Source organism: Marinobacter sp. PE14 (assembly GCF_053566155.1).
Genome location: NZ_JBQXNY010000001.1, coordinates 1,056,113 through 1,081,005 on the forward strand (window position 1 = coordinate 1,056,113; position 24,893 = coordinate 1,081,005).

18 protein-coding genes are annotated in these 24,893 nt (G+C 56.4%); 11 read left to right on the plus strand and 7 right to left on the minus strand.

The window, feature by feature from the left end; translation table 11 throughout:
* Positions 1 to 109: 109 nt before the first annotated feature.
* Positions 110 to 1,639 (minus strand): glycerol-3-phosphate dehydrogenase, encoded by a 1,530-nt coding sequence (gene glpD, locus ACWJ62_RS05030; RefSeq protein WP_449285187.1) that lies wholly within the window; start codon positions 1,637 to 1,639, stop codon positions 110 to 112.
* Between the two features lie 181 nt (positions 1,640 to 1,820).
* Positions 1,821 to 2,579 carry a DeoR/GlpR family transcriptional regulator gene (locus tag ACWJ62_RS05035; RefSeq protein ID WP_449285188.1) on the minus strand — a complete coding sequence of 253 codons (759 nt, stop codon included), beginning with the start codon at positions 2,577 to 2,579 and terminating at the stop codon, positions 1,821 to 1,823.
* Between the two features lie 204 nt (positions 2,580 to 2,783).
* Between ACWJ62_RS05035 and glpK the strand changes: the two genes are divergently transcribed.
* A complete protein-coding gene (gene glpK, locus ACWJ62_RS05040; protein ID WP_449285189.1) occupies positions 2,784 to 4,256 on the plus strand; it encodes a glycerol kinase GlpK in 1,473 nt (490 codons plus the stop codon).
* 28 nt (positions 4,257 to 4,284) lie between these two features.
* Here glpK and ACWJ62_RS05045 read toward each other — a convergent pair whose 3' ends face one another.
* A complete protein-coding gene (locus ACWJ62_RS05045) occupies positions 4,285 to 6,165 on the minus strand; it encodes a sigma-54-dependent Fis family transcriptional regulator (protein WP_449285190.1) in 1,881 nt (626 codons plus the stop codon).
* Positions 6,166 to 6,499: 334 nt separating this feature from the next.
* Between ACWJ62_RS05045 and ACWJ62_RS05050 the strand changes: the two genes are divergently transcribed.
* From ACWJ62_RS05050 to ACWJ62_RS05090, 9 genes are all read left to right on the plus strand, one after another.
* On the plus strand, positions 6,500 to 7,594 hold the full coding sequence (locus tag ACWJ62_RS05050) for an ABC transporter ATP-binding protein (RefSeq protein ID WP_449285191.1): 1,095 nt from the start codon (positions 6,500 to 6,502) through the stop codon (positions 7,592 to 7,594).
* A complete protein-coding gene (locus ACWJ62_RS05055) occupies positions 7,594 to 8,694 on the plus strand; it encodes an ABC transporter ATP-binding protein (RefSeq protein ID WP_449285192.1) in 1,101 nt (366 codons plus the stop codon). The genes ACWJ62_RS05050 and ACWJ62_RS05055 overlap by 1 nt, the downstream gene beginning before the upstream one ends.
* Complete coding sequence (locus ACWJ62_RS05060; protein WP_449285193.1) at positions 8,694 to 9,560, plus strand: carbohydrate ABC transporter permease; 867 nt, start codon at positions 8,694 to 8,696, stop codon at positions 9,558 to 9,560. The genes ACWJ62_RS05055 and ACWJ62_RS05060 overlap by 1 nt, the downstream gene beginning before the upstream one ends.
* Before the next feature lie 10 nt (positions 9,561 to 9,570).
* Entirely contained in the window at positions 9,571 to 10,377 is an 807-nt protein-coding gene (locus ACWJ62_RS05065) for a carbohydrate ABC transporter permease (RefSeq protein WP_008174643.1), read from the plus strand.
* 11 nt (positions 10,378 to 10,388) lie between these two features.
* Positions 10,389 to 10,664: a DUF2160 domain-containing protein gene (locus ACWJ62_RS05070; RefSeq protein WP_449285194.1), complete on the plus strand. Its 276-nt coding sequence runs from the start codon at positions 10,389 to 10,391 to the stop codon at positions 10,662 to 10,664.
* Positions 10,665 to 10,884: 220 nt separating this feature from the next.
* Positions 10,885 to 12,627 carry an ABC transporter substrate-binding protein gene (locus ACWJ62_RS05075; protein WP_449285195.1) on the plus strand — a complete coding sequence of 581 codons (1,743 nt, stop codon included), beginning with the start codon at positions 10,885 to 10,887 and terminating at the stop codon, positions 12,625 to 12,627.
* Positions 12,628 to 13,032: 405 nt separating this feature from the next.
* Positions 13,033 to 14,334: a phosphopyruvate hydratase gene (gene eno, locus ACWJ62_RS05080; RefSeq protein ID WP_449285196.1), complete on the plus strand. Its 1,302-nt coding sequence runs from the start codon at positions 13,033 to 13,035 to the stop codon at positions 14,332 to 14,334.
* A gap of 23 nt (positions 14,335 to 14,357) precedes the next feature.
* The gene (tpiA, locus tag ACWJ62_RS05085) at positions 14,358 to 15,164 is read left to right on the plus strand and encodes a triose-phosphate isomerase (protein WP_449285197.1); all 807 of its coding nucleotides are present in this window, start codon (positions 14,358 to 14,360) and stop codon (positions 15,162 to 15,164) included.
* Positions 15,165 to 15,175: 11 nt separating this feature from the next.
* Positions 15,176 to 16,807: an NADP-dependent glyceraldehyde-3-phosphate dehydrogenase gene (locus ACWJ62_RS05090; protein WP_449285198.1), complete on the plus strand. Its 1,632-nt coding sequence runs from the start codon at positions 15,176 to 15,178 to the stop codon at positions 16,805 to 16,807.
* A 23-nt stretch (positions 16,808 to 16,830) separates the two neighbouring features.
* Here ACWJ62_RS05090 and ACWJ62_RS05095 read toward each other — a convergent pair whose 3' ends face one another.
* Complete coding sequence (locus ACWJ62_RS05095; protein ID WP_449285199.1) at positions 16,831 to 18,081, minus strand: substrate-binding protein; 1,251 nt, start codon at positions 18,079 to 18,081, stop codon at positions 16,831 to 16,833.
* A gap of 401 nt (positions 18,082 to 18,482) precedes the next feature.
* Between ACWJ62_RS05095 and ACWJ62_RS05100 the strand changes: the two genes are divergently transcribed.
* Positions 18,483 to 19,376: an FAD:protein FMN transferase gene (locus tag ACWJ62_RS05100; protein ID WP_449285200.1), complete on the plus strand. Its 894-nt coding sequence runs from the start codon at positions 18,483 to 18,485 to the stop codon at positions 19,374 to 19,376.
* A gap of 21 nt (positions 19,377 to 19,397) precedes the next feature.
* On the opposite strand, the gene ACWJ62_RS05105 is transcribed toward ACWJ62_RS05100, so the two are convergent.
* The 3 genes from ACWJ62_RS05105 to ACWJ62_RS05115 are packed head-to-tail and all read right to left on the minus strand — an operon-like array spanning position 19,398 to position 24,702.
* On the minus strand, positions 19,398 to 20,957 hold the full coding sequence (locus tag ACWJ62_RS05105; RefSeq protein ID WP_449285201.1) for a hypothetical protein: 1,560 nt from the start codon (positions 20,955 to 20,957) through the stop codon (positions 19,398 to 19,400).
* A gap of 12 nt (positions 20,958 to 20,969) precedes the next feature.
* On the minus strand, positions 20,970 to 23,435 hold the full coding sequence (locus ACWJ62_RS05110; protein ID WP_449285202.1) for a LamG domain-containing protein: 2,466 nt from the start codon (positions 23,433 to 23,435) through the stop codon (positions 20,970 to 20,972).
* Positions 23,436 to 23,466: 31 nt separating this feature from the next.
* Entirely contained in the window at positions 23,467 to 24,702 is a 1,236-nt protein-coding gene (locus ACWJ62_RS05115; protein WP_449285203.1) for a hypothetical protein, read from the minus strand.
* Positions 24,703 to 24,893: the final 191 nt, after the last annotated feature.

Consider the following 24,893-nt stretch of genomic DNA (forward strand, 5'->3'; position numbering starts at 1 on the left):
TTTTTTGTTGAGGTTATGCACAAAGCTTCCTCCCCCTGTCCGTATACTCCAACGTAAAAAAGCTCCGGGCGGAGCTTATCCGGCCGGAGCAAAGATGCCTGAGAGAGCTTCAGGCGCTGTGGTGGAGACCAGTCTTGCGGGTATCGGTAGTGACCGTTTTCATCAGAAAACGTTCCAGGGCTTCCACATTGGACTCGGTTGCGTAAAGCCCCTGCTTGGTCCGGCGCCAGAGAATATCCTCCGACGTCATGGCCCACTCGTTCTTGATCAGGTGTTCGACCTCACGCTGATAGAGAGTTCCGGCGAAATGAAGACCGAGGTCTTCCATAGACGTGCAATCCTGGAGAATGTCATAGCTGGTTGTGCCGTAAGTGCGAACATAGCGGCTGATGACCTTCTCGGAGAGCCATGGAAATTCGCGATGAAGGGTTTCCTCCAGGGCCTCGTGGTCGGCAAAGTCGCCGCCTGGTAGAACCCCTTTCTTGGTCCAGCGCCCGCCGGCTTCGGGAAAAAACTGGCACAGCTTGTCAGTGGCGGCTTCGGCCAGCTTCCGATAGGTGGTGATTTTCCCCCCGAAAACGGAAATGAGCGGCGCCTTGCCTTTTTCACTGTTGACTTCAAAGGAATAGTCTCGTGACGCTTTCTGGGCATTCTCCTGCTCATCGTCCATCAGGGGACGGACGCCAGAATAGGACCAGACAACATCCGATGGTTCCAGCTGTCGCTTGAAGTGGGAATTCACGATGTTCAGCAGGTAGTCAGTTTCTTCCGGCGAAATCTTCGCTTTTTTCGGATCCCCTTCGTAGTCCACGTCGGTGGTGCCTACCAGTGAGAATTCGTCCTCGTAGGGAATGACGAAAACGATCCTCTCGTCCTCGTTCTGAAGGATATAGGCCTCGGTACCCTTGTTCATGCGCGGAACCACAATATGGCTGCCTTTCACCATCCGAATCATCTTGGGCGCCGGCATTGAGAGAGTCTCGCCGAACAGTTTGCTTACCCAGGGGCCAGAGGCATTCACAATGGCCTTCGCCGACACCGTTTTTTCGGTTTCGGTGGTCATGTCACGAAGGGTGACCTTCCATTCCTTCGCGCCCTGTTCTGCCTTAACGCATTTGGTGCGGGTAAGTATCTGCGCCCCGAACTGCTGGGCTTTTTTTGCGGTCAGAACCACCAGGCGGGCATCGTCGACCCAGCCGTCTGAGTACTCAAAGCCCTTGGTGATATCGGGTTTGAGCGGATCGTCTGCCCCGAATTTGATCGAGCGTGAGCCCGGAAGGATTTCGCGCTTTGCCAAATGGTCATAGAGAAAGAGGCCGGTGCGGATCATCCAGGCCGGCCGCAGGTGAGGGCGGTGGGGCAGCCGAAAGCGCATTGGCCACATGATGTGGGGTGAATTACGAAGCAGGGATTCGCGCTCGGCCAGTGCTTCCCGGACCAGTCGGAATTCATAGTGCTCCAGATACCGAAGTCCGCCGTGTATCAGCTTGCTGCTGCTGGATGAGGTGGCCGAAGCCAGATCATTCATTTCACAAAGCAGGACTTTCAGACCTCGCCCGGCTGCGTCCATTGCAATGCCGGTGCCGTTGACTCCGCCGCCAACGACAATAACGTCAAACTGTTCGTGCTCCATAGTCATTGTTGGTCATCTCCTGACGCCACTGGAAAAGACGCTTTGTTGTGATGCGCACTTTTCAATGTTCAATATGCGGTATAGAACTATTATGCGAAAGGCAAAGATATTCGTAAAGGAAAAAATAGAAAAAAAACGAAAAGAGCGAGGCGTTCACGTTTTCGGATAGGAGGGGATCGAAAAGAAATCAGACGATATGAAGTTGTACGTTGTGTTCGGTTAGCAACTGGCGGATCTCGACCGGGGGTTGCTGGTCAGTAAACACGTGGTCAGCCTGGGAAATGCTACCGAGGCGCACCATGGCGTTGCGCCCGAACTTGGAGTGGTCGGCGGCAAGAAGAACCTGGTTGGAGTTGGCAATGATTGCCTGGGCGACGCGGACTTCGCGGTAATCGAAATCGAGCAGGGAGCCATCGTTATGGATGCCGCTGATGCCGATGATGCCGAAGTCCATCTTGAACTGGTTAATGAAGTCCCTCGTGGCTTCACCAACAATGCCGCCGTCCCGGTTGCGTACTTCACCGCCGGCAATGATTACATGGAAGTCTTCTTTTGCCGACAGGATCGATGCCACATGGAGGTTGTTCGTAACGATTTGCAGGTTGTTCTTTTCAAGAAGAGCCTTGGCGATGGTCTCGGTGGTGGTACCAATATTGATGAACATCGAAGAGTTATCCGGAATCTGCGCTACCAGTGCTTCCGCAATCCGCTCCTTGGCTTCCAGGTCCATGATCTTCCGAGCCTGGTAAGCGGTGTTGACCGTGCTGGAGTCGATGCCTGCGCCACCATGGTGTCTACGGAGCTTTTTGTGTTTCGCAAGCTCGTTCAGGTCCCGGCGGATGGTTTGGGGCGTTACCTTGAACTGGTCTACCAGCTGTTCGGTTGTGACGAAACCGTTCTGCTGGATCAGCTCCATGATCAGATCCTGTCGGCGGCGCTGTGCCATTAAAACCTCCTCCGCGCTGTCATTTTTCTCATGCGAAATACTGTGCGTCCGAAAACAATCCCAAAGTTTAGTGGTTTTCAGCGGGTTATGCAGCTTTTTTGCACGGATTGGTTGAGCGTATGCGCGCTTGTCGTGAAAATCACTTGGCATTTATGTTCAAAAAAGTAAAAATACGAAAAAATAAGAAACCGAGGTCGAAACTCTATGAGCCAGTACATACTCTCGATTGATCAGGGAACCACCAGTTCCAGAGCCATACTCTTTGACCTGCAGGGCAACATACACGCCACCCGCCAGCAAGAGTTTCCGCAACATTTCCCGGCCAGTGGCTGGGTTGAGCATAACCCGGAGGACCTTTGGTCGTCCGTTAAGCAGACCTGCGATGAGGTCATGGCCAAGGAATGCGGTGATCGCGGTGAAGTGGTTGCCGTGGGCATTACCAACCAGCGCGAGACCACCGTAGTCTGGGATCGTAAAACCGGAGAACCCGTTTACAACGCCATCGTCTGGCAGGATCGACGAACTGCATCCTACTGCGAATCCCTTAAGAGTGAGGGGCTTGAGCCGTGGGTCAGCAGCAAGACGGGATTGCTCATTGATCCCTATTTCTCCGCTACCAAACTCCGTTGGATACTGGAGAATGTCGCTGGAGTGCGGGAGCGGGCGGAGCGAGGAGAGCTCGCGTTCGGGACGGTTGACAGCTTTCTGTTGTGGCGACTGACCGGTGGCCGTGAGCATCGCACTGACGCTACCAATGCCAGCCGTACGCTGTTGTTCAACATACACAACCAGAAATGGGATCCAGAACTACTGGAGCTCTTTGACATTCCCGAATCGTTGTTGCCGGAGGTGATGGACTCCGCCGATCAGTTCGGGCAGATTACCGAGGGCGGGGCACTCAACGGTACTTCGGTGTTGGGCGTGGCCGGCGATCAGCAGGCGGCCCTGTTCGGTCAGACCTGCTTTGGTATTGGCATGGCGAAGAGCACCTACGGCACTGGTTGCTTCTTGATGCTCAATACGGGCGACAAGGCTTTGCAGTCAAAACACCGTTTGCTCACGACGGTGGCGTACCGGGTGAATGGCAAGCCTACTTATGCCCTCGAGGGCAGTATTTTTATCGCCGGGGCCACCATACAGTGGCTGCGGGACGGACTTCAGCTAATCCGGGATGCCTGCGAAACGGAGCCTCTGGCTGAGGGGACCCCGGTCGATCACGGCGTGTATCTGGTGCCTGCCTTTACCGGGCTCGGGGCACCGTATTGGGACCCCAATGCGAGAGGCGCGATATTCGGCCTGACTCGTGACACCGGTATCAAAGAGATTGTCACGGCAGGTCTGCAATCGGTTTGCTATCAGACCAAGGATCTGCAAAAAGCCATGGAAAAGGACGGCATTCGCCCGGTCAACCTGAGAGTCGACGGTGGTATGGTGGCCAATAACTGGGTACTCCAGTTCCTGGCAGACATTCTCGGCGCCCGGGTGGATCGCCCGTCACTGATTGAAACCACAGCACTGGGCGCCGCCTACTTGGCAGGTCTGGAAGCCGGGGTCTATGGCTCTCTTGAGGAGCTTTCGGACCTGTGGCGGTGCGATCGGAATTTTGAGCCCGTCATGACCAAAGAGCATCGGGACAAGCTCTACGACGGCTGGAGCAAGGCGGTTCAAAAGCTTTGACACAACAGGGCCATCGCGGCAACGGACGTTAACGAACGCCCAGCTCTCGCAGGCGCTTGTAAAGGGTGTTACGGCTGATGGCCAGTTCTCTGGCTGCCTGCGAGATATTGCCGGTGCATTTTCGGTAAACCTGCAGGGTTCTCGCGAGGGTGTCCTCAGGTTCTACTTCGAATCCGGAAACAGGTTGTTCCGGGATTGGTGGATCTCTTTCTTCAACCGGATTGGCCTCGAACTCTGCAAGAAAATCTTCCGGCAGGTGCCAGACCTGCACCTCCTCGCCGTCCGCAATTGCGATGGCGACCCTCAGAACATTCACCAGCTGGCGGATGTTACCGGGCCACGGGTGGTTCTCCAGAGCCGAAAGGACTTTGGGCGATAGCTGCGCGGACTGCCCCGGGTCGCGATGCCGGGCATACAGGCTTTGTATCAGCATGCGTCTGTCCGCGCGGTTTCGAAGGGCCGGGAGTTCCACGCACAACCCGTTGATCCGGTAGTAGAGGTCGGCCCGAAAGTGGCCGTTCTCGATACGGTTAGTCAGCGGTCGATTGGTTGCCGTAACCAACAGGATATCGACCGGAACGCTGTCGGTGGATCCCACCGGTGTAACGACCCGTTCCTGGAGAACCCGCAATAGCCGTGACTGCGCCGAAAGAGGCATTTCGCCGATCTCGTCGAGAAACAGAACGCCTTTGTGCGCTTTTCGTATGAACCCCAGTGATCCCTGCGCTCTTGCGCCGGTAAAAGCACCAGCTTCGTAACCGAACAATTCCGATTCGACCAGCTCCGGTGGAATGGCTGCGCAGTTTACCGCGACCAGCGGCTGGTCCTTGCGGTGGGATTCGCGGTGAAGAGCTTTCACCAGAACTTCCTTGCCGACCCCCGTCTCGCCGGTGATGAGTACCGGTAAACCCCGCTCCAGAACCTTGAGACTCTGCGTAGCACAGCGCTTGACCGCGGAATCGCCGTAATCAAGGTTGTCGATATCGAGCGGTTGGGCGGATTGTCGGAGGTCCTCCGGTACTGGAGACGGCTCTGTTTTTCCGTTGGCCTCGGGGATTCGGGTGGGGCGTTTGATCCGGGCGCTAAGACGGACCTTGCTCCGGGTGGTCAGTTGCAGGGTTTCTGTTTCAGGGTGGCCGAGGATGTGATTCCGGTGGCGGGTAAATAGCTCATCCAGCCTGGCTTCGACGGTGTTCATTCCCAGCAGTTGGTCTGCCCTCTGGTTGCTGGCGATCACCTGACCGGAATCATCACACACAAGAATGCCGGACCAGGGGCTATCGAAGTTGTCCGCCGTTGTATTCAGGGTGATCTGGAAGTGATCCGGCCCGAACTGACGATTGATCAGGCGGTTTTCCACAGATTGGGACAGCAGTCGCACCATGCCTAATGTGTGGGCCTGAGGCAGGTAGGCGTCGCTGAACACGCTCAGAACACCGGCTATCTGCCGGTGAGCATCGAATATCGGTGCGGCAGAGCCGATGATGCTCCGGTTTGTTTTCAGGAAATGTTCATTACGCTGAATCTGAACGGGGGCCCCCACGGCAATCGATGTGCCAATAGCGTTGGTACCGCAGTTCTGCTCTTGCCAGTTTGCACCGGTCTGGAACCAGGGTTTGAGGCGGGTCTCGGTGATGCGTTCATCACCCCAGCTGTTGAGTACGGTTGCGTGCTGATCGGCAAGCAGGATGAGGCACCGACTGTTGGATAGTACGTTCCGGTAATAGGGCAAGACTTCCGCTTCGGTCACCGAAAGCAGTTCGCTGTGCTGTCGGTTTATTTCCTCCAGCCTGGCCGGCTCCGGTTTCAACGGTGCCGGCTCATGATCGTGATCAAGGCCCCAGGCAATACAGCGGTTCCAGGAATCGGCAATCACGCTTCGATAATCCGAATATTCGTTTTTTCTCATCAGGCGTCACTCAGGTTTTCGTTTGTTGTTCTGGTTGACGATTCGAGCGGCTAAGTCGGGCAAATGTGTCCTTTCTGCTGCTCAATCATCTGTGCAAATGCTGTTCACGTCAATGTTCATTTTGAACAAAGTATTGGTAAACGAACATTTGTTTTTTCGGATAGGAAATCGCGAGATAAATAAAAATACTTAAAAAACAGTGTTATAGGTAGAGGTGCTTATGAACAATAAAGAACTGGTATACCGTTTGCGTTAGTGGATTCGAAATCGAATTTTCGTGGTCGGTGTACGCCGGTCTCGAAGCGCGTTTCCACAAGAACAAAAAGGAAAGCCTATGTCCTTAACACTGGAGAATCTCTCCCGTGAGGTCGACGGTGTCGACTACATACGGGATGCCAACCTCACCTTTGAGGCAGGTTCCTTTAACGTTCTGCTCGGCCGGACACTGGCCGGAAAAACCTCGCTGATGCGATTGATGGCCGGGTTGGACAAGCCCGATAACGGCCGTCTGATCTACAACGGCGAGGACGTCACAGGGCAGAGCGTGCAGAGCCGTAATATTTCGATGATCTATCAGCAGTTCATCAACTACCCCAATCTGTCAGTTTACGAGAACATTGCCTCGCCCCTGCGACTGGCGAAGATGACCGAATCCGAAATCGATCGCCGGGTAAAGGAAACTGCGTCGATGCTCCGGATTGACCCGCTGCTGAAACGCTACCCCCTGGAGCTGTCAGGTGGTCAGCAGCAGCGAACCGCTATGGCCCGGGCGCTGGTTAAAGATGCCACCCTGGTGCTTTTCGATGAGCCGCTGGTCAACCTCGATTACAAACTGCGGGAAGAGCTTCGGGCGGAACTTCGGGATCTGTTTCGCGAGCGTCAGTGTATAGCGGTGTACGCGACGACTGAGGCCAATGAAGCCCTCGCACTGGGCGGTACGACGACATTGCTACATGAGGGGCAGGTCGTGCAGACCGGCCCGGTGATGGATGTCTATCGGGCACCGGTGAACACCCTGGCTGCACAGTTGTTCAGCGAGCCTCCGATGAACATGATTCGGGGCCGGGTTTCCGAAACCGAGGTGACCTTCGACGAATACTCCCATCACGCACTGACGCAAGAACTGGCGAAGCTGAAGCCGGGTGACTACTGGTTCGGGATTCGTCCCAGTCATATCGGTCTGGTGCCCACCAGTGATGATGATCTGGAGATGTCCATGGAGGTGGAGCTCAGTGAGATCAGTGGTTCTGAGACCTTCATGCACGTTGAGAACAGCCACTTTGAAATGGTGCTGCAACTGATGGGCGTGCATCAGTACCACACAGGTTCACCCATCAAGGTTTACCTGCCAATCAATAAGCTTTTCGTTTTCGACAACGACGAGCAACTGGTGCACACACCGTCCCAGGTATCAGGAGGGTCTGTCTGATGGCTGAAATTCAATTGAAGTCACTTGCCCACAGTTACAGTGATAGGCCGGAAGGGCCGGATGATTACGCCATCCGTCAGCTCGACCACGTCTGGCACAAGGGCGGGGCTTACGCATTGCTGGGGCCGTCCGGTTGCGGAAAGAGCACCATGCTGAACATCATTTCCGGCCTGGTTCAGCCCTCCGAGGGGGATGTCCTGTTCGACGGCAAGCGTGTTAACGAGCTGTCGCCGAGAGACAGGAATATTGCCCAGGTTTTCCAGTTTCCGGTCATTTACGACTCGATGACCGTCTACGACAATCTGGCGTTTCCCCTCAAGAACAACAAGGTGCCCGCGTCCAAGATCAAGGCCCGCGTTCACGAGATCGCCGAAGTGCTGGAAATCGAGGACAAGCTCTACAAGAAGGCGAAGAATCTGACCGCGGATGAGAAGCAGAAGGTCTCCATGGGCCGGGGTCTGGTTCGGGAAGACGTTTCGGCGATTCTGTTCGACGAGCCCCTGACAGTGATCGATCCGCAACTCAAGTGGAAGCTGCGTCGCAAGCTCAAGCAGATTCACGAGCAGTTCGACATCACCATGGTGTACGTCACCCACGACCAGCTCGAGGCCTCCACCTTTGCCGACAAGATAGCCGTGATGTACGGCGGGCAAATTGTCCAGTTTGGCACCCCAACCGAACTGTTCGAGCAGCCCAACCACACCTTTGTGGGGTTCTTCATCGGCAGCCCCGGCATGAATCTCATCGAGGTGCAGCGCTGTCCCCGGGGCGTGTGTTTCGGGGGCACAGTTGTGGCACTTGAGCCCTGGCAGGTTGATGTCCTCCAGCGGACCAAATCCACCAATATCAAGATCGGCATCCGGCCGGAGTTTGTGGAAGTGTCATCCGTTGCCTCGGATGACACCTTCGAGGCCGAGGTTCTGGATGTGGAGGATCTTGGCACCTACAAGATTGTTACCGTTCAGCTTGACCACGAGAACATGAAAGTCCGGCAGAGCGAGGAGTTCGCCGCATCGATCGGCAGCCGGGTTCATCTTTCGTTCCCGAAGCAATGGCTGAAGCTGTATGTGGATGAATTCCTGGTACAGGAGCAACAGTGATGCAAAAGGTACAAAACAACAAAGCCTGGTGGCTGGTGCTGCCGGTATTTCTGCTCGTTGCCTTCTCGGCACTGATTCCGCTGATGACGGTCGTGAATTATTCGGTCCAGGATATCTTCGGCCCGGGCCAGGCGTTCTACGTAGGCACGGAATGGTTCAGGGAGGTGCTGACCGACGAGCGCCTGCAGGATTCCCTGATTCGCCAGTTCATATTCTCTGGCGCGGTCCTCTTGATTCAGATCCCCCTCGGGATCGGAGTTGCCCTCATGATGCCCAAATCCGGCATCAAGGGATCGCTCTGCCTGATTCTGCTGGCCATCCCGCTGCTGATTCCCTGGAACGTGGTTGGCACCATCTGGCAGATCTTCGCCCGTGGCGACATCGGTCTGTTCGGCTGGGGCATCAACCAGTTGGGGATTGATTACAACTACACCGGCGACACCCTCGATGCGTGGCTGACGGTTCTGCTGATGGACGTCTGGCACTGGACGCCGCTGGTTGCCTTGCTCTGCTATTCCGGGTTGCGGGCAATTCCGGAAGCTTTCTACCAGGCGGCGGAAATTGATCGCGCCTCAAAGTGGGCGGTGTTTCGGTATATTCAGCTCCCGAGGCTCAAAAGTGTTCTGATCATCGCGGTGCTGCTGCGTTTCATGGACAGTTTCATGATCTACATTGAGCCGTTCGTGCTAACCGGTGGCGGCCCGGGTAGCTCCACCACCTTCCTGAGCCAGACCCTGACGACTATGGCAATCGGGCAGTTTGATCTGGGGCGCGCGGCTGCGTTCTCGATGATCTACTTCCTTATTGTATTGCTGATTTCATGGCTCTTCTTTACCGCCATTACGCACGCCGACAAAGAAAAATAAGGAGAGTGTGATGAGACAGACACGTTCAAAAAATGTCGGGATTACACTGTTCATTCTGTTGCTCCTGACACCGATCTACTGGTTGCTGAACATGTCGTTCAAGACCAACCAGGAAATTCTCGGGGGGCTCACCCTGTGGCCCCAGAATTTCACCCTCGATAACTATGCTGTGATCTTCACCGATCCCAGCTGGTACAACGGCTACATCAACTCGATGATCTATGTGTCCATAAACGTGGTCATCACGTTGCTCGTGGCGTTGCCAGCGGCCTATGCGTTCAGCCGCTACAAATTCCTGGGTGACAAGCACCTCTTCTTCTGGCTGCTGAGCAACCGGATGGCGCCACCGGCCGTCTTCCTGCTGCCATTCTTCCAGCTGTATTCATCCATTGGCCTTTTTGATACCCACATTGCGGTGGCACTGGCTCACTGCCTGTTCAACGTACCCCTGGCTGTCTGGATTCTGGAAGGGTTCATGTCCGGGGTGCCCCGGGAGTATGACGAGATGGCCTATATTGATGGCTACAGTTTTCCGAAATTCTTCGTGAAGGTATTCCTGCCGATGATTCGCTCCGGCATCGGTGTGACGGCGTTCTTTGCCTTCATGTTCTCGTGGGTGGAGCTGCTGCTGGCCCGGACGCTGACGTCCGTGGATGCCCAGCCGATCGGAGCGATCATGACCCGAACGATAGGGGCGAGTGGTATCGACTGGGGTGTTCTGGCTGCCGCCGGTTCGCTCACCATCATTCCCGGCCTGCTGGTGATCTGGTTTGTTCGTAACCATGTTGCCAAAGGTTTCGCCCTCGGACGCGTGTAAGGAGACGTTTTATGATTGCCTGGATGAACTGGACGCCCACCGTCGCCATCTTCTTTGCAGTGATTGCGGGGATTCTGGCGGTAATGACGGTTTTCGAAATTGTCTCCCCGTGCACCGAGAGGAAGGGCTTTCTGCCGATTGCCACCACTCGCGGTGACCGGTTGTTTATCGGATTGCTATCGGCTGCGTACATACATCTGACCTTCCTGGCGGTCAGCGATATCACCCTCTGGGTGGCGCTTGCGGTATCGGTGGCCTGGCTACTGGTGTTGTTGCGCTGGGGGTGAATCTGGAACCGGATGTTCGTTATGTTTTTTTCGCGAACATTTGGCTCTAAAAAATCGCCAAGAAACTTGTAATGATTTCGCAAACGAACTATTTTTACTTTAATGATCGGAATCGATCATCGATGATTCCGGTGAAGAGAATAGCGACCAGAGCGCTATAAATGCGGAAACGAAACCCGGCTGTTTCGTTCCATTCATAAAAAGACGAACGAGGTTGGATATGTTCAACAACAATAAATATCCGAGAACCCTGTTGCTGAGCGCCGCCGTTGGTGTAGCGAGCATGGGTTTGAGCCTGCATGTCAGCGCCGATCAGTACAGTGAAGCGGCTGAAAAGTGGGTTAATGAAGCGTTCAAGAACTCTACTCTGAGCAAGGAAGAGCAGCTCAAGGAAATGGAGTGGTTCACCAAAGCCGCTGAGCAGTTCCGTGGCATGGACATCAACGTGGTTTCCGAAACCATAGCGACTCATGAGTATGAGTCCAATGTTCTGGCCAAGGCGTTTTCCGAAATCACCGGGATTAACCTTACCCACACGCTGATTCAGGAAGGCGATGTCATCGAGAAACTCCAGACTCAGATGCAGTCCGGACGTAACATCTACGACGGCTACGTGAACGATTCAGACCTGATTGGCACCCATTTCCGTTACGGCAAGGTGGTGGCGGTTGAGGACATCATGAATGGTGCCGGTAAAGATCTCACCCTGCCCACCCTGGATCTCGACGATTTCATCGGGCTCGATTTCACCACCGGGCCTGACGGCAAGCTCTACCAGCTGCCTTCCCAGCAGTTTGCCAACCTCTACTGGTTCCGGGCCGACTGGTTTGAGCGTGAAGACCTGCAGAAGCAGTTCAGGGAAATCTACGGGTACGATCTGGGTGTGCCGGTTAACTGGTCAGCCTACGAGGATATTGCCGAGTTCTTTTCGGTTCACGTGAAGGAAATTGACGGTGAGCGCGTCTACGGTCACATGGACTACGGCAAGAAAGATCCGTCTCTGGGCTGGCGTTTTACGGATGCCTGGTTCTCCATGGCGGGTGCTGGCGACAAGGGCCTGCCTAACGGCCTGCCGGTAGACGAATGGGGTATTCGGGTTGAAGAGTGCCACCCGGTCGGCTCCAGCGTCAGCCGTGGCGGTGCAACCAATGGTCCCGCTGCCGTTTATGCCACCGAGAAATACGTGGACTGGCTGCGTGAGTATGCGCCACCCGAAGCCCAGGGCATGACCTTCTCCGAGGCCGGCCCGGTTCCTGCCCAGGGTAATGTTGCCCAGCAGATCTTCTGGTACACCGCCTTTACCGCGAGCATGATCAAGGACGGACTGCCGGTTGTGAATGAAGATGGCACGCCCAAGTGGCGCATGGCACCGTCTCCCCGTGGTCCCTACTGGGAAGAAGGCATGAAGCTTGGTTATCAGGACGTGGGCTCCTGGACCTTCCTGGACTCAACGCCCGAGAAGCGTCGTCTTGCAGCGTGGCTGTACGCCCAGTTCACTGTAGCCAAGACCGTGTCCCTGGAGAAAACCATCGCCGGTCTGACTCCGATCCGCGAGTCTGATATCGAATCTGACGCGATGACTGAAATGGCTCCGAAACTCGGTGGTCTGGTTGAGTTCTATCGGAGCCCGGCCCGGGTGCAGTGGTCCCCGACAGGCACCAACGTGCCGGACTATCCGAAGCTGGCTCAGCTGTGGTGGCAGTACATCGCCCAGGCCGCCAGTGGTGAAGCCACTCCGCAGGAAGCCCTCGACGGCCTTGCCCAGGCACAGGACCGGGTCATGGAGCGCCTTGAGCGGGCCAACGTGCAGCCGACCTGTGGTCCGAAGCTGAACGATCCGCGCGATCCGCAGTACTGGCTGGACCAGCCGGGTGCGCCCAAGCCGAAGCTGGCAAACGAGAAGCCGCAGGGCAAAACCGTTGCCTATGACGAGCTGCTGAAAACTTGGGAAGAGGCGCGCTAAGGCGAGCTGAGTTCCTGAAGAGCAATGCCTGCCGCAACAGGACCCCCTTTGGTCGCGGCAGGCAGAGCGCCGTTGTCACGGTGGGTTTTGGCCGGTTGCTTTTAGTTCCCCCCTTTCAAGCATTTCAAGGTAGCCCCTCCCGGGGCCAACCCTGCCGGCCCTTTTTGAATCCCTGAAAGTCTTTTGTCGGGCATTGGCTCCACAAATCTAAAGTCACTGACGGCTTTCTTTGTCATTTATTGACCAACCCCCTGACCAAGTAACTTTCGTTTCCATATAACAAAATTGTCTGATTGGTCGGTGGTTTTCGCTTGAAGATGTTCGTTTACGAATATTAAGATGGAATTAATGTTCGTTATCAAAAAATAAATTCGCAAACAACAATGACGTGACAGGAACGACACTATGGAACATATAAAGAAAGTGACGGCCCGGGAAATTCTGGATTCCCGGGGATTTCCCACAGTGGAAGTGGACGTTGAACTCCGTAACGGCGTGGTCGGACAGGGCCGGGTGCCGTCCGGGGCCTCCACGGGTACCCGGGAGGCGCTGGAAAAGCGGGACGGTGACAACGGCCGGTACAATGGCAAGGGTGTTCTGCAGGCTGTTCGGATTGTTAACGAGCGCATCGCACCGGCCCTTGAGGGGCGCGTGGTGTTTGATCAGTTGGTAATGGATCGGCTCATGTGCGAGATGGATGGCACACCCAACAAGGCAGAATTTGGCGCCAATGCGATTCTTGCCGTGTCCCTGGCCACGGCCAACGCCGGGGCCAATTACCGGCAACAGCCTCTGTACCGGTATCTTGCCGAGCTATACGGCTGCAACGGCCCCAGCATCCTGCCGGTGCCCATGATGAACATCATCAACGGCGGCGCCCATGCAGACAACAACGTTGATATCCAGGAGTTCATGATTCAGCCCGTCGGGGCGCCCAGTTACAGTGAGGCGCTCCGCATGGGAGTGGAAACCTTCCATGCCCTGAAGGCGTTGCTCCGCAAAAACGGCCTTTCCACCGCGGTTGGCGATGAAGGTGGCTTCGCGCCAAATTTGCGTTCCAGCGAGGAAGCCCTCGATCTGATTCTGGCGGCCATCGAAAAGGCGGGCTATCGGCCCGGATCCGATGTAGTCCTTGCCCTCGATTGCGCCGCGTCGGAATTCTATGAAGGCGGCCATTACAACCTGAAGGGCGCTGGAAAGCAGTTTACGTCCGAAGAGTTCTCGGATTACCTGCTCGACCTGGCCATGAAGTACCCCATCGCCTCAATTGAAGACGGCATGGATGAAAGCGACTGGGACGGTTGGAAACTGCTGACCGAGAAACTCGGCGAACGGGTACAGCTGGTGGGCGACGACCTCTTCGTGACCAACACCGCGATCATCACTGAGGGTATCAAGAAGGGCATTGCCAATTCGGTGCTTATCAAGTTCAACCAGATCGGGACCCTGACCGAAACCCTGGACGCTATCGGCATGGCTCAGGATGCCGGCTACACCACGGTGATTTCCCACCGTAGCGGCGAAACCGAAGATACCTTCATATCCGATCTGGCCGTGGCAACGCGATCAGGCCAGATAAAAACCGGCTCTCTCTGCCGATCAGACCGGGTTGCCAAGTACAACCGCCTGCTGCGTATCGAGCAGGACCTTGGCGCTCACGCGTTTTATCCCGGTGTCGGCGCGATTCGTTGCGCCCTGGACACCTGAAACCGCTTTTCGGGAGAAACATCATGAGAAAACCGATTCTGATTGGAAACTGGAAGATGAACGGCAGCCTGCAGGCCAACCAGGCTCTGATGGTCCGTGTGCTGCCCCGTCTGAGGATGTTCCGAAAGTCCATTGATCTGGCCGTATGTCCCCCACATCCGTACCTGTTTCAGGTTCGGGATCTGTTGGGCTACACCGGCATCATGCTGGGTGCCCAGAATGCGTCCGGATTTGTCTCCGGCGCTTACACCGGCGAGGTCAGCGCCACCATGCTCCAGGAGATGGGCTGCCGCTATGTCCTGGTAGGGCACTCCGAGCGCCGGTTACTGTTTGGAGAAGGCAGCCAGGAGGTCGCAGCGCGCTATCGCTCGGTTCTTGCCGCCGGGCTTACACCGGTGCTTTGCGTTGGTGAGACTCTTGAAGACAGAGAGTCCGGCCGTACCGGTCTGATTATCGAACAGCAGCTTCAGGCGGTGATTGACGAGGTCGGCCTGGCGGCGATGGCGAACGGAGTCATCGCCTATGAACCGGTATGGGCTATCGGAACGGGCAAAACCGCAACGCCGGAGCAGGTTTCCGAGGTGCATCAGCAAATCCGCCAGTTCATTGCCAGAAGCGCACCTGAGGCATCCGACGACATCAGCAAGGAGCTGCGAGTGATATACGGGGGCAGCGTCAAGGCTGCCAATGCTTATGAGCTGTTCAGTCTTGCCGACGTTGATGGTGGCTTGATTGGCGGTGCCTCATTGCACGCGGATGAATTCGGAACGATCGCCGGAGCCCTGGCTGAGGCTTCCGGCATTCTGGCCGGCGAATGTGAAACTAATTGATGGAGATGTAGATGCAGCAAACACGCTGGATGCAAAGGGAGTTTTTCCCCGAAGACGCTCACGTGCCCGAACACTTCCGCCAGGGCGGCGTGGAACTGAATCACACTCTCGTGGGTGGTGAACTGCGTCCCTGGAAAGGGGCTTATGCGGACGTTAGAAGTCCGATCTGCACAACGGTGCCGGGAGAAGACGCGCCTCAGCCTCTGTTGATTGGCCGAACGCCGCTGATGGAGGAGGCCGCAGCACTGGAAGCCCTCGATGCGGCGGTACAGGCCTACGGTCAGGGCAGCGGCGACTGGCCGAGTCTTTCCGTTGCACGGAGAATCGAACACGTGGAGCAATTCCTCGTGGAAATGCGCAACCATCGAGAGGCCGTGATAGAACTGCTGATGTGGGAAATCGGCAAGACCCGGAAAGATGCCTGCAAGGAATTCGACCGGACCTGCGACTACATCAACGATACGATCCATGAGCTGAAGGTGCTCGATCGCCGGTCATCAAGATTCGAAATCGTCGGTGGCGTGGTAGCGCAGACGCGTCGCTTACCGGTAGGTGTAGCCCTGTGCATGGGGCCGTTCAATTACCCGCTGAATGAAACCTTCACGACGCTGATTCCGGCGTTGATCATGGGCAACACCGTGGTGTTCAAGCCCGCCAAGTACGGTGTGCTCCTGATAGGCCCTCTGATGGAAGCATTCCGGAAGTCGTTTCCGCCCGGAGTGATCAACATTATTTTCGGGCGGGGCAGGGATACGGTTGGGCCGTTGATGAAAAGCGGCAAAGTCGACATGTTCGCCTTTATCGGAACACACCGGGGCGCGTCAGCGCTTAAACAGATGCATCCGAAGCCGCATCGGTTGAAGGCTGTCTTGGGGCTGGATGCCAACAATCCGGCGATTGTGCTGCCGGATGCGGACCTGGAGCTTGCCGTCAGCGAGTGCGTTACCGGCGCGCTGTCTTTCAATGGCCAGCGCTGCACCGCACTGAAGTTGCTGTTTGTTCACGAGTCTCTTGCGGACAGCTTTGTCAGGAAGCTATCGGTAGGCGTTAACGATCTGGTTGCGGGAATGCCCTGGGAGCAGGACGTATCGCTAACGCCATTGCCTGAGCCGGGCAAGATCGGGTTCCTCAGGGAACTGGTGCATGACGCCGTTGCCAAGGGGGCATCGGTGATCAATGAGGGCGGTGGTGAGGTCAACGGCACGTATTTTCACCCTGCCGTCCTTTACCCGGTAACCGCCGATATGCGCATCTTTCATGAGGAGCAGTTCGGTCCGGTCATTCCTGTTGCTGCCTTCTCCGACGAGCAGGAAGTAATTGCGCACGTTCGGGATTCCAACTACGGCCAGCAGCTAAGTATCTTCGGTTCGGATTCCGACACAGTGGGCAGGCTGATTGATCTGCTTGCCAATCAGGTCGGCCGGATCAACCTGAATGCCCAGTGCCAGAGGGGGCCGGATACCCTGCCGTTTAACGGACGAAAGGATTCCGCTGAGGGTACGCTGTCGGTATCGGATGCCCTTAGGGTTTTCTCAATCCGCACAACGGTGGCCACCAAGTCCAGTGACAGCAACAGGGACCTGGTGACCGGTATCGTCCGCGGAAGATGCTCGAAGATCCTGACAACCGACTACCTGTTCTGATTGCCGGATCTTCCTTGACGGGTTCAGAGCCGGAGGGGCTTGCCAGCCTCCTGGCGCCGCTCTTCCCATTCTTCCCGGGTTTGGGCGGCCTGATCACCGGGCATGGAATCAATGATGCTGAAATAATCGGAACTGTATTCGTCAGCAATGATGGTGTTGCGTGGTTTCACCTTGACCACATACACCGTCTGAACATTCTGGTGATCGAATTCCCGCCAGTATTGCTCATCCTTCAGGAACGTGTATCTGTGTCCCTCCAGAGCCCTGATGAGGCTGGCGGTATTGGTGGTGCCGGTACGTTCCACTGCATCCTTGTATTGATAGACGATGCTGTAGGCTGAGGCCGCAGCGGTAGAGGGCCGCATTTCATACCGCGCTGAGAAGGCCTCGACAAATTCCTTGCCCCGGGGGTAGTTGAGTTCGTAGGGCACGTTCCAGACCCAGGGCGATCCGCCGATTATGCCTTCCATAATGGTGGGGCCGACCTGCCTAGCCATGCCAAGGGTCAGGTTGGGCACAACAATCTGCATTTTCTTGGTGAGGCCCATTTCGTAGGCAACATTCAGTGCTCGCACCATGTCGTCGCCGAACAGGACCATCATCAGGACCTTGGCATTACTGGCGTCTGCCTGCTCTAGCGCCTCCCTGAAATCGGTAATGAGTGCCCGGGGGAAAGGCGTTTTGACGCCCTGATGGCGGTCGGTGTCTTCGGTTCCCGAGAACTTGCGAACAGACTCCTCCACAGACCAGCCCCAGGTGTAGTCGGCGGTAATGTAGAAGTAGTCGTCGTCTGCATGATTGGTGGTCAGATACTGACTCAGTGCCTTTGCGGTCATCCAGGCGTTGTAGGGCTCACGGAACATATGTGAATGGCCTTCGGCGCCGGTGGTGGCGTTCGAGTACGTGAGCGTGCCGAAGTAGATCCGGTTACGATCCCGAGCAGCTTTGCCAGAGGCAATGGCAACGGCGCTGGAGACTCCGCCGAACACCATCTGGACGCCTTCGCGGTCGATAAGCTCTGCAGTGTTTTCCGCGCCCTGGGACGGTTCGCCTCGTGTATTCCTGATCACCAGTTCCAGCTGGCGACCCATCACGCCACCGGCCTTGTTGATTTCGTCAACCGCCAGGAAGGCACCAAGACGCTGTTGCAGACCTTGATCCTTGTAACGACCGGTTTGTGGATAATTCAGGCCGATTTTAAGAGTTTCGGCATACACAGTGGTACTCGCCAGCAACAGCAGACAAGCAGAAAAGAGCACTTTTCTGACGTTCATTCAGGTTGGCCTCCGGAATTGCAGCGCCAATGGAGAAAAGGGCTGCCAATCATTGTTTTGATTATTTGTTAAGCACAGCTAGTGTCCCTGCTGATTATGGAGCCAACAATGGGACTAAAGTGGAATTTTGGGTAACAAATTGTAGGTTAGTGATCTGGATCTAGTCTGGTCCATGTTGCCCCGACGAATCGGTTCGGCTGCAGTCGAAGAAATGGATATACTTTCCGGAATTGCCCGGTTTGGGCCTCGCTGCAGCCAATGAAGTTTTGTGGGTTTTGGTAACTATGAAGCATTGCAAATTCGAACTAGGATCGACTCTTTCGTCTCTCGTGGCGGCAATGGGGCTTGTCATCGTCCCGATGTCGGCGAGCGCCGAGTGGTATCGGTTTTCGGATACTGCAATGACCACGCCTATCGAACTGGAGTTCTGGGCGGAAGATGAAGAGCTGGCGGACCGGGTTGGGAAAGAGGTACTGGCGGTTTTTCATCAGGTTGATGAACAGATGAGTCGCTACCGGGAGGATTCGGAGGTTTCCAGGCTCAACCGCAATGCCCCCAGCGGGCCAGTAGAAGTCAGTGACGGGTTGTTCGAGGTGATCGAGAAAGCACGGGAGGTTTCGCTACTCAGCGACGGCGCCTTCGACATTACCTTTGGCTCAGTGGGTTACCTGTATGACTTCAGAGCCGGCAAAAAGCCCACGGACGAGGAGCTTCGATCCGGCTTGCCGCGGGTGAATTTCCGGGATGTGATTCTCGATCAGGATGATCAGACGATCGTATACCGGCAAGAAGGGATTCTGGTTGACCTCGGTGGCATCGCCAAAGGGTACGCAGTTGATCTGGGAATCGAGCGTCTGGTCAGTTTTGGCATTCGCCATGCCCGGCTGAGTGCCGGCGGCGACATGCGGCTGCTGGGTGACAAGCGGGGCCGCCCCTGGTACGTGGGTATCAGGGACCCCCGTTCAGAACGGCGCAATGCGGTGGTTCTGCCGCTGGAGGACGTGGCGGTTTCCACCTCCGGCGACTACGAGCGGTTCTTCGTGGATGAAGCGGGAGAAAGGGTCCATCACATTCTGTCGCCTGAGACCGGAAAATCGGTTCAGGGTGTTCAAAGCGTAACCATTATCGGCGAGGATGCGCTGACAACCGACGGCCTTTCCACGGCGGTTTTTGTGCTCGGACCCCAAAAGGGACTGGAGATGATCGAGCGTTTAAAAGGTATCGATGTTGTGGTTATCGATGATCAGCGGATGATGCACGTTTCAGAGGGCCTCATTCCGCCCCAATCAGACTAGGGGCGGAACGAGTGGTTTCGGTCAATTTCCGATAGTGCCGTTCACCACGTTGGAGAACGCAATCAGGCTGTCCTGGGAGGTACCATTGCCCAGCCCGTGCCCGTTGAAACGGGTGCCGAACTGGTTTTGTTCACCGTGCAATGCCATGTAGTTGAGCAACACGGTCTGGACCAGCTGGTTGACGTTGTTGGCCGCAGGGCTGGAGGCCGTTTCCACGGACGCATCAGAGCGCATAAAGCCGATCTGCCTGCGAATCGGAGTAGGGCGACCCGCCGGGTTGTAAACCATGAAGAAGGAGGCAGCCGTCTGCTGGTTGTCGCCAGTCCATTCTCCCTTGCCGCGACCGTCCATGGAATCGTCAATCCGGCCGTTACTCGACACCGAGCCGTCGCTGAACACATAGAGCATCAACGGCATGCCCACCCGGGCTGCGTATTCCAGACAGGCGCCCATGCAGCGGCCTGCCTGCTCGTCGCGACGTTCGCCGGTGCCGCGCTCACCCGTATGGTAGTCGTAGCCGCCCATGGTGATTGTGCCAGCACCGGCGTAGCCGCTCAGCACCAGCTTCATCACGGATGCGGTCTTGCGGAATTCGCGGTTGTTGTTGAATTCATCGCGGCTGAAGATGCCGGTGGGGCCAACGATCTCGAGATCCAGCTCCGGATCGAGATCCGCCGGGTTGCCGAATCGGTCGGCGAGATCGGCGCTCTTTACGTAGCCACAACGAACCAGGTCTTTGACGACTTCATCCGTAGAGATGCCCGTATTGACCTGGTTCATCTTGGCGTCGCTGATGCGCTGGATGGATTCCATGACGGCGACAGCATCTTGCTGATCCAGAATGCCTATCAGGTCGCCTACGTCCACAAGACCAGTAACGTCCGATGGCCGGTCAATTTTGGTGGGGCGTACCTCTGGATTAATCAGGTTCATCGGTGCCAGTGAATTACCGCCGGATTCTGAGCTCTGGGAGCCGACAAGAGAGAGCAGGGAGCCGTCGGCCCCGGCGTGATGGATGCCATACATCGGGTTGTGTGGGTTATTGCCGGTATCGTTTTCCGAACGGGCGGCAATAATGGCGCCATCGGTTGCCGCCCGAGTGCCGGCACTGGTGCTCTGCAGGATGCCTCGCAGGAAGGCGCTGTCGGAATGAAACGCCAGGCCCAATTCCGTGTTCACGAACGAGGGATCGTTGGGCAGCATGTCACCCGGCAGGCCGAGCTTGTTGTAGCCTGCGGTGCTCAGAAAGTCCATTTGCCCGCCAGATTTGCCCATTAGCACGTTGGAGCCGGCAATGTTGGCCCCCCCTGCCAGGTCAAAGCAGATAAAAGGAATCTTGCCGGCACCCTGAACAGCGATACCGCAGCTTGACTTCAGCGTTTCCAGGTCCGAGGAGAGCGCCGCGGACGCCATTCTTGGATTGCCGAACAGACTGAACAGAGAGGCTCCGAACACAGTTGCAGAGCCAGCCATCAGGCCTTGCGCGATAAACTCGCGACGTGTCCTCGGCTTGCCATGGTCGTCATGGAGCAGAGGGCTGCCGTTGGCCAGAGGCTTCTTACGTGATTTGCGTATAAACATGATCGGCTTCCTCTACTGAACCAGGGTGGTGGCGCTGCCAAGCACGGCGGCACAGCTTGCTTTCACGACCGTTTCTGTGCGGTCAGGCTCACACCCTGCATCACAGCTGGTCAGCCTATCCACGAGCTCGCTGAGCTCCGTTTCAATTTCGCTGTCACCAGGCTGTGATGCCAGGTTGCTGCCTACGAACCGCGACAGCAATGGCCCGGTAACCAGGCTCTTGCCACCGTGGTCGAAGGCGGTGCTGGCCGGGGCGGAGAAATCGAACCCAGGGAACATCTGATCCCGAAGCTGCGGGTTTGAGACCAGAGCATCGCAATACTGGATGGCCATCTGGGTAACCGCCATCTGATGGGAAGACAGGAAACCCTGGATAGTCTCTACCGTGGGCAATTGCTGCTTTACGGTGGTGTATGTGTTGAATACAGCCTGGTTGGTTGTGGGAACACCGGTCATCCGCGACATGGACTCGTTTATCTCGTCAAAAGTTTTCAAGCCGATCTCCGATGACGGTGGCAGGTCTGCTGGCTCCGGTTGAGGCGGCAGCGACGGCTCGGAGCGGGCAAAGTTGTTGCCGCCCAGCTGGTCGAACGTCAGGAAAAACTCGTCGTTCCCGGGCCCGTTTTCCAACGCAATGATGGTACCCAGAGAGGAGAGCGCTTGTCCGGTGCCAGGTTCATAACTGCCGCTGTCGAGGACAACGTCCAGGTTGGCCCAGGCCTGTCCGACGGTCGCTTCTTTGCCATTGATGCCCAGTCGCATGCCACGCAGCGGGATGTTCGATGGCTCGGCGGAGTCATCAAGGCTGATGAAGAAGGGGCTGGTGAATCGGTAGGCGTAGCTATCGAACTGGCTGACTTCGAACACGATAAAACTCTCGGGCACGTCGATCAGGTGAGAGACCCCGAACAGAAGATAGAACTTCTGGCCAACGCCCACCTCAAAGTTGGCCTGGACCTGTTCCGGTGTCAGCGCGCGATTGTGGATGGCGACCATCCGGATCGCGCCCTGCCAGGGCGAGTTGCCATCGGTCTCGTTGCCCAGGACCAGGGCAAAACTGTCGTCCCATTCGGTCAGCAGTCCGCCGTCGTCCGGGTCGACATCGCCAGTCGGAGCGCCATTCACAAAGATCTGGCGCCCGGTCGCCGGGGTGTAGTTAACCACCACGTGCTGGAGGGTTGCCTGCAGGAGCATGTCGGCGTCCTGGGTCGCGAAAGGCGTATTTTCGTCACTGGTGGTGCTGCGATGCAGTACCTCGTAACGTTGGAGCGACTGGCTGAGCGTGACGTTGCGGGTGGTGGATGAACCCGAATAGGTCACGATCCGGGCATCCTCCTGGGTGATGTTGCCAGGGGCAACCCAGGCCTCGATGCTGTATTCGCCAGAGCCTGTCAGTAGGGTATGCAGTTTTCGGCTGGCGGTGGTGCTGCCCTGGGCTTTGCCGGCAGGGATCATGAAGCCCTGCTCGTTTTCGCCCGCCGGGCCAAGGTCGATGCCCCAGCCGCCAACCCAGTCAACGTTTCCGCTCAGGGTCAGATCCAGCGCTGGGGATACGCCGCTGGTATCGAAAGCGGTCTGACCTTCACCAAACTTGAATTCGTAGAGGGCAATCACGTTGTCTTCAAACCGGCCACCGGAGTTTGCGAGGAGGCCGTCTGCCTGTAGGTTGAGTGCCTTGCTGGCAACCATTGCCGGGTCTACGGGTTGGGCGCTCAGGTCCTGGACCATTTCAAGAATCTTCAGCTCCATCAGATCGGCTGAGGCTTCGCAGTCGTCATCCCAGCAGTTGTGGAAGTCGTAGCGCAGACGTTCAACCAGTCGGGATGCGCCCGGATTCATAGGGTCAATACGGCTTTTCGCCTGATCGTAGGCAGTGGTGACATCGGCACTGGCAATGTAAGGGGTTTGGCCACCATCAGCATGGCAGTCGCTGCAATACTCTCTGAGTTCGGGGTATACCGTGGTGGAAAACAGGCCAGTGTCGTCGGGTAGGGCAACCGTGGCGCCCGGTTCTTTGAGCGCTGGAGCGCGCAGTTCTACGGTTTTGGCAGAGCCTTCTGAGCCGCCTGCCCAGTTGGAAATATAGGTGGTGAGAATGTCCACACAAGCTGACGTGCTCTGGAGCCAGCAATTGTGGCCACCGGCTACCTTGGTCACCATTGTGGACTGGGATGGATCAGACAGGTTTACAATAGAGCCCGCCTGGGCATAAGCAAGGTTCACGTCCTGCTCATTGACGAATGTCGGTGCCTGGCCGTTGGAGCCGTGGCACGCGCCGCATTTATCCTGGGTGACCAGGTTGTCCCACACCGTGCGTTTGAAGTTGGCCACGTCATCGGTCGAGGGAACCGGCCCGTTGTAGGTAACCGTGCCTGAATTTTGTGAGGTATTCGGCAGTTGTTCCGTGGATTCGCCGCCGCAGGCTGAAAGCAGGAAAGCCAGGGCAGTGACTGCGATGGCTGATTTGAGGGAGCTCATGGAAATTCCTTTAAGTGTTTTCATAGCGTCCTCACTCCCCCATGCAATACACGGCGGATTCTGCGAATATCTGCTTCAGGTCGTAACCCTGGCTTGCGAAGCTGGCAACCATACTGCTTACCTGCGAACGGTCTGCACTGTTGGAGGGAGGTCGCAGGCAGACATTCTCGAACACCTTCTTGACCTGGCACTCTGCGAAGGCTTCGGAATGCGAGAATTCCATACCCAGGCTCTTGGCACCGCTGCCGGAGCCCGGGAGTGAGGAATCCCATCCCAGGCGGCGATTGGCGCCCTGGCGCCAGTAGTTATCCCAGCTGTCGTCGGGTGTCACATAGCCCTGCTCGAAGGTTGCAGAATTGATGTGGTACTTGGCCTGAACCCTGGAGCCGGTCTCCGGGTCCGTTTCGCCAATGGCGTTGTAGACCAACCTACCCAGTTCTCCATCGGGGTCGGTATTCGCGTCATACTCGTAGTCGTAGTAGGCAAACGCCTGGGTCATGGGGTCCATGCCGGTGTGGCAGCCAACGCAGTTGTTCAGGAATACCCGGCTGTCACCACCCGGGCTGCGGGAAACATCCTGGCGAATGCGGTCCGGCGGCAGAGTAACGTCTGCAACCTGCTCCAGGTCGTTGCACATGTGGTTGATCAGTGTGAAGCGGAACATCGCCCGGTTGGTGCCGGCACTGAAGAATGCCCGGGCTGAAGCCCTTGATGTGATCACGCCGGCGGTAGCAGAGGGGGGAAGGCCGGTGTAGGTGGACTGATTTACGCTCACCAGGTTGTTTTTGAGGCTGACGCCGCTGTTCTCCAGAGATTCGTAATGATTGTTGTTGCTCGTGGAGTAATTTGGCAGATTCAGGGCAGGATCTCCGATGTACAGGATATCGTCATACAAAACTTTGCGGAAATCTTCCCCGTCTCGCACCAGGCCAATAACCGTGGCGATGTAATCATTAAGGGGCACGAACTTTGACATCGCCTCGTTGGTCCAGGGTGCTGCAAAATTCTTCAGGGTGACGTCATAGAAAGCGCTGTCTTCCATGGCAGTGAAGGCGGCATCAATCGTGTTGCCCGAGATGATATCGCTTTCCATTTCGTCGAGAACGTCGCCGGAAGGGGGCACGCCGGCGATCCGGTCGTGAATTCGTTTGGCCTGCTCCCTGGGCCCGGCCTGAACAAGGCTTGCCTGTCCAGATATCAGTGCGACGAGAACTGCGGTACTGCAAGCCTTGCAAAGCAGGCTTCTGATCCTGTTCCGGGCGGTCATGTCCTTTCCCTCGGTGATCGATAGCATGTGCACATTAATGCTTTTTGACAATTGTTAAAAGTTTACGGCTTGCTATATCCTTCGTTTTGAGCCGTGGGCCACGTTATTACATTGCGTTACGTAAAACCCTTGGAGCCTGCCAGCGGAACCGACTTAATTTATGTCATGGAATGTCATCCGAAACAGGGTTT